Source organism: Desertihabitans aurantiacus (assembly GCF_003344635.1).
GTDB classification, from domain to species: Bacteria; Actinomycetota; Actinomycetes; order Propionibacteriales; family Propionibacteriaceae; genus Desertihabitans; species Desertihabitans aurantiacus.
Genome location: NZ_QPKK01000183.1, coordinates 1 through 7,923, shown reverse-complemented (window position 1 = coordinate 7,923; position 7,923 = coordinate 1). Strand labels below are relative to the sequence as shown.

The following is a 7,923-nucleotide window of genomic DNA, read 5'->3' as shown; positions in this document are numbered from 1 at the left end:
GGCGGCGTGCGCGGGGCTCGCGGCCACCTCCTCGGCGCTGAAGGTCAGCCGCGGCGAGCGGGGCGACCCGGGACCGGGCGGTCCGGCGTCCGGCGGCGCTGCGCCGTCACGGAACAACGGGACCGAGTGCAGCGACGGGTGGCTCACCGCGGCGCCCCCGTCACCAGGTCGCGGGAGCGGGAGACGATGCCCGACAGCGTCTCAGCGGTCTGACGCAGCGAACGGACGTACCCGGACTGGCCGAAGCGCCGCGGATGGGCCGCACCGTCGGAGAACACCGCGGCGGCCGCCGGATCGTCCTCGACCACCGACCACACCGGCAGCCGGAACTGCTGCGCGATCTCGCGGGCGCCGTAGGGCCGGCCCTCACCGACCAGCACCAGCCCCAGCTGGCCCCTGCTGAGCGCGGTGGTCTCGGCCAGCTCGGGCAGGTACAGCCGGGTCGCGGCCAGCGACCGCAGCGTCGACCGGGTGAGGACGACCACCGCGTCGGCCGCCGCGACCAGCTCGGGAGGCAGGCCCTCCGCGCCGATCCGGCCGGCGTCGACCACCACGTCGAAGCCGGCGGTGTCGAGGTTCTGCAACGAGCGGGACAGGTCGGCCCACACCCGGGCGAACAGACGGGCGGTGCCGGGGTGGGTGAACCCGGGCAGGAACAGCCGGCGCCGGTGCTGGTCGCCGGCCAGCTCCAGGGTGTGGTGCAGCACCTCCTGCTCCAACGGACGCCCCTCGCGGTGCGCGCGCGCCAGCTCGACCAGCCCGCGACCGCGGCCGTCGGCACCCTGCAGGAAGCCGGCCAGCACCGCCTGGGACGGGTCCCGGTCGCCGTCGACCAGCAGCACGTCCCGCGGCCACAGCAACGAGACGCCGACCGAGGTGGCGGTGACGCCCGGCGCTCCCGCCGCCGCAGCCAGCACCACCAGCGCCATCTCAGCCCTCCCGCACCAGCACGAGCCGGTCGGTCGCAGCCAGCCGGGCGACCCGCTCGCTGGCCGCGCTGTCCACGGTGACGTCGACCAGGCTGGCGACGCCGTCGGGCGCGGTCTCCGGCGTGCTGTCGAGCACGGCCGGTACCGCCGAGCCCAGCTCGGAGGACGAGTCGTCGGGGCCGGGCACCGGGACCAGCAGCACCCGGTCCCCGGGTGTCAGCATCTGGCTGGGGAGCCGTCCCGGCGCCAGCGACAGACCCATCCGGACCGTGCCCTCGGCGACCACGGGCGCGCCCACCCCGCCGGCGGGCACCAGCGAGCCGGCGGGCAGGTCGACCAGGGCGTGCTGCCCGACCAGCTCGTCGAGCTGCTCGGCCGGCACCGTGGAGACCCCCGGCAGCGAGCCGACGGTGACCGGTCCGAGGTCGCCGGCCTCCACCACCTCACCGCGCGCGACGGCGGCGTTGACCCGCAGCACCTGCTCGGAGGTGACCGCGCCGTTGTAGAGCAGCACCGCACCGATGCCGCCGAGGCACACGGCCAGCACGCCCGCCGCGATCCAGCGGGGCGAGCGCCGGGCGCGCAGCTGGTGCTGCCCGCGCTCCAGGCTGGCGACGTCGGGCGCGCGCCGTTCGGGCGGCCCTGGCACCGGACCGGTGGGTGGCCCGGACTCCGTCGGCGAGCTCCTCATGACCGTCGACACGGCACTGCCTCTCGTGCTCCCAGGGGGTGGTGACGCGTCCGAGACAACCACGGGTGCTGGCGCCTTGACCAGAGGTACATTCAGATCTGTTGACAACCGCGCGGTGCCCGTCGAGGAGGTGGAGCATGAAGCAGCTGGACGTCCACGACGTCCCCGACGACGTCTACGCCGCCCTCGTCGCGGCCGCCGAGGACAGCCGGCAGTCCCTCAACGCGTTCGTGGTGGAGCGCCTGACCGAGGCCGCTCGGATCGCCCGGCTCACCGATCACATCGCGCGCTACCCCGCGCCCACCGGGACGGGCGTCACCGCCGACGACGCCGTGGCCGCGCTCCGGGAGATCCGCGAGGCGTCGTGAGCCTGGCGGTCCTCGACGCCTCGGTGCTCGTCGTCTTCTACGCCGCCGAGGACCCGCGTCACGGCGGCGTCGTCGAGCGGCTCGAACGCGGTGACGTCCTGTTCGCCCCCGCGCACCTCGACCTGGAGGTCACCTCGGCGCTGCGTGGGCTGGCCCGGAACAACCCGGCGCTGGACACCCTCGTCCCGGCGGCGCTGGCGCACCTGGTGGATTTTCCACTCAGGCGGATGCCCCTGCCGCCGCTGCTCGAGCGCATCTGGGAGCTCCGTCACAACATCACCGCCTACGACGCTGCCTACGTCGCGCTGGCCGAGCGTCTCGATGCGGTGCTCATCACCTGCGACGGTCGCCTGGCCTCGGCGAGCGGCTCCCGGTGCGCGTTCGACCTGATCGGTTGACCCGCCTCCCCCAGCGGTCAGCGCGTCCGGTACCGGGCGTAGCGCAGCCCGCTGCCGAAGGTGTGCTCCTCCACCAGCTCGAGGTCGAGCCGGACGCCGTCGGGGAAGAATCGCTTCCCGCCGCCGACCACGGTGGTCGTGGTGAACAGGTGGTACTCGTCGACCAGCCCGGCCGCCACCATCTGCCCGGCCAGCATCGGTCCGTCCACGGTGAGGTCGTGCTCGAGCTCGGCCTTCAGCCGGCGCACGGCCTCGGGGTCGAAGGTGCGCTCGATCCGGGTCCGTGCGCTCGAGACCGACTCCAGCGTGGTCGAGTAGACGACCTTCTCCGCGGCCTGCCACTCCTTGGCGTACTGCACGACGAACTCCGGTGCGTCCGGCTCGGCGTCCGCGGTCTCCCAGAACACCATCGTCTCGTACATCCGCCGCCCGTAGAGGTAGGTGCCGACGGAGCGGAACCGCTCGCCGATGAAGCCGTGCAGCTCCTCCATCTCCTCCTCCGGGGTGCCGAGGTCGCCCTCGGCCGCCTCGGCGTAGCCGTCGAGTGAGGTGATCATCGAGTAGATGAGCTTGCCCATGGTGTCCTCCGGGTCGGGCGGGGAGGGTGCGGGCCGCGAGCCTCCCACCCACCGGGCGCCGCAGCCACCGGGTAGACCGCCCCCGGTCGCCGTCCTCATCGCCGGTCCGGGCGCAGCACGGACGTCCGGACCTGCCCCGCGTAGGGTCGCTGCCACGGAGGAGGCCTCCGTCGAGGTGTGCGTGAGGAGCCCGAGATGTCCGTCGTGTCCGCCCTCCCCGAGGTCCCCGAGCCGGTCCTGGCCGACCTGCGTGCCCGGCTGCGGGCCTACCGACCCGTCACGACAGCGGGCGAGCAGGGGTGGGACCGCGGGGTCGACCCGGACTACCTCGCGGCACTCCTGCGGTACTGGGCCGACGGGTACGACTGGAGGGCGCACGAGGAGCGGATCCGGTCGCTGCCCTGGGTCGACCTCGACACCGGGCCCACGCCGCTGCGCGTCGTCCACCAGCGCGCCGACGCCGACGACGCTCCCACCGTCGTGCTGCTGCACGGCTGGCCCGACTCGGTGCTGCGCTTCGAGCGCGTCCTGCCGCTGCTGACCGACGTGGACGTCGTCGTCCCCGCCCTGCCGGGGTTCCCCTTCGCCCGCGCCGTGCCGCAGGGCGGCCTGCCGGCGGCCGCGATGGCCGAGGTGGTCGGCCGCGCACTGGAACAGCTCGGCGTCTCCCGCTACGTCGTCTCCGCCGGCGACGTCGGCAGCAACGTGGCGGAGTCCCTCGCCACCGACCGGCCGGCGGCCGTGGCGGCGCTGCACCTCACCGACGTCTCGCAGTACCGCTACCTGGCGAACCCGCCGACCGAGCTGTCCGAGCGCGAGCAGGCCTACCTGCGCGCCGGTCACGAGTGGCAGGCCAGCGAGGGCGCCTACATGCACCAGCAGGGCACCCGACCCCGCACCCTCGCCGTCGGGCTGGGGGACTCACCGGCCGGGCTGGCCGCCTGGATCCTGGAGAAGCTGCGCAGCTGGACCGACTGCCACGGCGACGTCGAGTCGGTCTTCACCCGCGACGAGATCCTCACCTGGATCACCGCCTACTGGGTCAGCGGCTGCATCGGCACCTCCTTCACCCCCTACGTCGACAAGACCGGGCGGCCGGCGGGGCAGATCACCGCGCCGACGGCCTTCACCCTCTTCCCCCGCGACCTCGCCAACGCGCCGCGGGAGTTCGCCGAGCGGTTCCACGACGTCCGCTCCTGGGAGGAGCCACCGGCCGGCGGGCACTTCGCGGCCTGGGAACGCCCCGAGGACTACGTGCGCGGGGTCCGGACGGCCCTGGAGCTCGCCGCGCAGGACTGACGGCGACATCCCGGCCTCCCACACCCGATCCACTTTCCTATAGGATCGCCGCAGTCCGACGACGCGAGGGAGACCGCGATGACGCGCTTGTTCAACGACCCCGACGACTTCCGCGACGAGCTGGTGGAGGGTTTCGTCGCCGCCAACGGACGCTGGGTGCGGGCCGTCCCCGGCGGGGTGGTCCGCAGCACCCGGGGTGACGAACCGACCGTCTCGCTGGTGGTCGGCGGCGGGTCGGGGCACTACCCCGCCTTCGCCGGTCTGGTCGGCCCCGGGCTGGCCCACGGCGCCGCGATGGGCAACCTCTTCGCCTCCCCCTCCACCCAGCAGGTGCACTCGGTGGCGCTGGCCGCCGACCAGGGCAAGGGCGTCGTCTTCAGCTACGGCAACTACGCCGGGGACGTCCTCAACTTCGACGCCGCCGCCGAGCGGCTGCGCGCCGACGGCATCGACTGCCGCACCGTGCTCGCCACCGACGACATCTGGAGCGCGCCGCCGGAGGAGAAGGAGAAGCGGCGCGGCATCGCCGGCGACCTCGTCGTGTTCAAGGTCGCCGGAGCGGCCTGCCAGGCCGGCTACGACCTCGACGCCGTCGAGACCGTCGCCCGCCGCGCCAACGACCGGATGCGCTCCCTCGGCGTCGCCTTCGACGGCTGCACGCTGCCCGGGGCGAAGGAGCCGCTGTTCCACGTGCCGCCGGGCCGGATGGCGATCGGGCTGGGCATCCACGGCGAGCCCGGCATCGACGAGACCGACGTCCCCACCGCCGAGGAGCTGGCCGAGCTGTTCGTCTCCAAGCTGCTGGAGGAGGTGCCCGACGGCGTCGACCTCGCCGGCGCCCGGGTGGTGCCGATCCTCAACGGCCTCGGCACCGTGAAGTACGAGGAGCTGTTCGTCGTCTACCGCGGCGTGCACCGCCTCCTCACCGAGGCCGGCGCGGTCGTCGTCGACCCTGAGGTCGGCGAGTTCTGCACCAGCTTCGACATGGCCGGCTGCTCGCTCACCCTGCTCTGGCTGGACGAGGAGCTCGAGCAGCTGTGGACCGCGCCCTGCGACACCCCCGCCTTCCGCCGCGGGCAGGTGAGCGGCCAGCACACCGTCAGCGCCGAGGAGCTGCAGGCCAAGGCCGCCGGCGCGGACGAGGTGACCGAGGGCAGCGAGGAGTCGAAGCAGCACGCCGAGCAGGTCGCCCGGGTCTTCGACGCCGTCGCCACCCTGCTGGACGAGCAGGCCGACGAGCTGGGCCGGATCGACCGGATCGCCGGCGACGGCGACCACGGCATCGGCATGCAGCGCGGTGGCCGGGCCGCCAAGGACGCCGCCCGCGACGCCGTCGTCCGCGGCGCCGGCGCCGGCTCCACCCTGCGCAAGGCCGCCGACGCCTGGGGCGACAAGGGCGGCGGCACCTCCGGGGCCATCTGGGCCGCCATGCTGGACGCCCTCGGCCAGGCCGTCGGCGACACCGACGCCCTCGACGCCCGAGCCGTCGCGACGGCCGTCCGCGCGGCCGAGGAGGCGGTGGAGAAGGCCGGCGGCGCCTCGGTCGGGGACAAGACCATGGTCGACGCCATCGTCCCCTTCGTCCGCACCCTCGACGAGCGGGTCGAGGCCGGCGACGACCTCGGCACCGCCTGGGACGCCGCCGCCACCGCCGCGCACGAGGCGGCCGAGGGCACCAAGGAGCTCACCGCCAAGCTCGGCCGGGCCCGCTCCCACGGAGAGAAGAGCGTCGGCACCCCGGACCCGGGTGCGGTCTCCTTCGCCATGGTGGTCCGCACCGCGCACCAGACGCTCTGGGGCTGACGTGCCGCTCCTGCTCGGGTGCAGCTTCAAGACCTACTTCTCCCACGCCCGGACGATGGAGTGGCTGCGGGCGGTCGCCGAGACCGCGCGCCAGCACGCGTCCGTCCGCGACGGCCGGGTCGAGCTGTTCGCGCTGCCCCAGTTCCCCTCCATCCCCGAGGCGCTGGAGACCGTCGCCGGGTCGGCCGGCGGCGGGCTGGTCGCGATCGGCGCCCAGGACCTGGCCGAGCACGACGAGGGCGCCTACACCGGTGAGGTGAGCGGGGCCGTCCTGGCCGAGCTCGGCTGCACCCTGGTCGAGGTCGGTCACGCCGAGCGGCGCCGGCTGTTCGGCGAGACCGAGGAGGTGGTCGCGGCCAAGACCACCGCCGCCCTGCGCAACGGGCTCACCCCGGTGCTCTGCGTCGGCGAGGAGGACCGGATGGAGGCCGACCGCGCCGCCGAGGTCGTCGCCGCCCAGATCGCCTCCGCCCTCGCCCCCGCGCGCGAGGCGGGGCTGACCGGCCAGCTGGTGGTCGCCTACGAACCGGTGTGGGCGATCGGGGCCGCTGCACCCGCGTCGGCCGAGCACGTCGTCGCCGTCACCGGGGCGCTGCGTCCCCGGCTGCGTGCCGACACCGACCTGCCCGGACGGATCATCTACGGCGGCAGCGCCGGGCCCGGTCTGCTGCCCCGGATCGCCGCCGGCGTCGACGGCATGTTCCTCGGCCGGTTCGCCCACGACCCGGCCGCGGTCACGGCGATCCTGGACGAGGTGCTGGACCTCGACCAGGGGACGGGCCTCGACGGGACGGATGCCGACGCCGGCCGGCCGGGCGACGGCGAAGCACCACCGGCGCGGGCCCCCCGATGACCATGCCGTCCCACCCGGCCCCCCGCCGCGGCGTCGAGCGCCGGGGGCTGCGCGACCACGTCTACGAGCTGATCCTCGAGCTGCTGCTCAGCGGCGAGGTCGAGCCCGGGGCCCGGTTGGCGATCGACACCATCGCCCGCCAGCTCGACGTCTCCCCCACCCCGGTGCGCGAGGCCCTGGTGCACCTGGAGCGGACCGGGCTGGTCACCCGCGAGGCGCTCAAGGGCTACCGCGTCGCCCCGCCGCTGGGCAGCGAGGAGCTGGCGGAGCTGTTCGAGGCCCGGCTGGTGCTCGAGACCGCCGCCGCCCGCCTCGCCACCCCCGCCGGCCCGGACCTGGTCGCCCAGCTCGGCGAGGCCCAGCAGCGCCACCGCGAGGCCGGTGAGCGGGTGGTCGAGGCGCTGGACGCCGGCCGTGTCGACCTGGCGCTCACCACCGAGTACTTCGCCGCCGACACCGACTTCCACGCCGTGGTCTTCCGCGCCTGCGGCAACCGCTACCTGGTCGGCATGTCGGAGTCGCTCGGCGCCCAGCTGCACCGGATGCGGCAGAGCGCGTTGCGCGGCGTCACCGACGTCCACGAGGCGGTGGCCGAGCACGCCGCCGTCGCCGACGCCTTCCGCGGACTGGGTGAGCTGACGCCGGAGCAGGCGATGGAGCGCCACATCGTCGGCGTCCGCACCCGCTCGCTGGCCCAGGCCGGTCGCGGCTGACGTCCGACCACCCCCGCAGCACCCCGCCCGACCCCGACGGCACACACCCTCGCGCACCGGCACACCGGCTGCAGCATGTGTGCCGGTGCGCGAACGTGTGTGAAGGGCAGGTCGGCACCGGATGCGGGGGGCCGCCCTGCGCGCTGGCCCGTCCCGAGCCGCACACACCCTCGCCCACCGGCACACCGGCTGCAGCATGTGTGCCGGTGCGCGAACGTGTGTGAAGGGCAGGTCGGCACCGGGTGCGGGGGGCCGCCCTGCGCGCTGGCCCGTCCCGAGCCGCACACACCC

General features: G+C 74.7%; 9 protein-coding genes. 6 read left to right on the top strand and 3 right to left on the bottom strand.

From position 1 onward, the window contains the following. Positions 1-143: 143 nt before the first annotated feature. Both DVA66_RS14035 and DVA66_RS14030 read right to left on the bottom strand, forming a co-directional pair. Positions 144-929: a hypothetical protein gene (locus DVA66_RS14035; protein WP_114560647.1), complete on the bottom strand. Its 786-nt coding sequence runs from the start codon at positions 927-929 to the stop codon at positions 144-146. A 1-nt stretch (position 930) separates the two neighbouring features. Further along, positions 931-1,578, bottom strand: a complete 648-nt coding sequence (locus tag DVA66_RS14030; protein ID WP_114560646.1) for an SAF domain-containing protein — start codon at positions 1,576-1,578, stop codon at positions 931-933. Between the two features lie 179 nt (positions 1,579-1,757). Here DVA66_RS14030 and DVA66_RS21335 point away from each other — a divergent pair, with 179 nt between their 5' ends. Both DVA66_RS21335 and DVA66_RS21330 read left to right on the top strand, forming a co-directional pair. Further along, a complete protein-coding gene (locus tag DVA66_RS21335; protein ID WP_198671769.1) occupies positions 1,758-1,988 on the top strand; it encodes a hypothetical protein in 231 nt (76 codons plus the stop codon). Next, on the top strand, positions 1,985-2,386 hold the full coding sequence (locus DVA66_RS21330) for a type II toxin-antitoxin system VapC family toxin (RefSeq protein WP_198671768.1): 402 nt from the start codon (positions 1,985-1,987) through the stop codon (positions 2,384-2,386). Before DVA66_RS21335 ends, DVA66_RS21330 begins: the two co-directional genes overlap by 4 nt. A gap of 17 nt (positions 2,387-2,403) precedes the next feature. On the opposite strand, the gene DVA66_RS14020 is transcribed toward DVA66_RS21330, so the two are convergent. Further along, a complete protein-coding gene (locus DVA66_RS14020; RefSeq protein ID WP_114560645.1) occupies positions 2,404-2,964 on the bottom strand; it encodes a dihydrofolate reductase family protein in 561 nt (186 codons plus the stop codon). A 195-nt stretch (positions 2,965-3,159) separates the two neighbouring features. Between DVA66_RS14020 and DVA66_RS14015 the strand changes: the two genes are divergently transcribed. The 4 genes from DVA66_RS14015 to DVA66_RS14000 all read left to right on the top strand — a co-directional run bounded on the left by DVA66_RS14015 (position 3,160) and on the right by DVA66_RS14000 (position 7,632). Next, complete coding sequence (locus tag DVA66_RS14015; RefSeq protein WP_114560649.1) at positions 3,160-4,263, top strand: epoxide hydrolase family protein; 1,104 nt, start codon at positions 3,160-3,162, stop codon at positions 4,261-4,263. A gap of 78 nt (positions 4,264-4,341) precedes the next feature. Continuing rightward, positions 4,342-6,066 carry a dihydroxyacetone kinase family protein gene (locus DVA66_RS14010; protein ID WP_114560644.1) on the top strand — a complete coding sequence of 575 codons (1,725 nt, stop codon included), beginning with the start codon at positions 4,342-4,344 and terminating at the stop codon, positions 6,064-6,066. 1 nt (position 6,067) lies between these two features. After that, complete coding sequence (locus DVA66_RS14005; protein ID WP_232821955.1) at positions 6,068-6,919, top strand: triose-phosphate isomerase family protein; 852 nt, start codon at positions 6,068-6,070, stop codon at positions 6,917-6,919. Continuing rightward, on the top strand, positions 6,916-7,632 hold the full coding sequence (locus DVA66_RS14000; protein WP_114560643.1) for a GntR family transcriptional regulator: 717 nt from the start codon (positions 6,916-6,918) through the stop codon (positions 7,630-7,632). The genes DVA66_RS14005 and DVA66_RS14000 overlap by 4 nt, the downstream gene beginning before the upstream one ends. The last annotated feature ends 291 nt before the right edge of the window (positions 7,633-7,923 follow it).

What these genes read in the sequence shown, in the direction of transcription:
- DVA66_RS14035 (WP_114560647.1), bottom strand. Translation starts at nt 929, where the DNA reads ATGGCGCTGGTGGTGCTGGCTGCGGCGGCGGGAGCGCCGGGCGTCACC.
- DVA66_RS21335 (WP_198671769.1), top strand. Translation starts at nt 1,758, where the DNA reads ATGAAGCAGCTGGACGTCCACGACGTCCCCGACGACGTCTACGCCGCC.
- DVA66_RS14020 (WP_114560645.1), bottom strand. Translation starts at nt 2,964, where the DNA reads ATGGGCAAGCTCATCTACTCGATGATCACCTCACTCGACGGCTACGCC.
- DVA66_RS14015 (WP_114560649.1), top strand. Translation starts at nt 3,160, where the DNA reads ATGTCCGTCGTGTCCGCCCTCCCCGAGGTCCCCGAGCCGGTCCTGGCC.
- DVA66_RS14010 (WP_114560644.1), top strand. Translation starts at nt 4,342, where the DNA reads ATGACGCGCTTGTTCAACGACCCCGACGACTTCCGCGACGAGCTGGTG.
- DVA66_RS14000 (WP_114560643.1), top strand. Translation starts at nt 6,916, where the DNA reads ATGACCATGCCGTCCCACCCGGCCCCCCGCCGCGGCGTCGAGCGCCGG.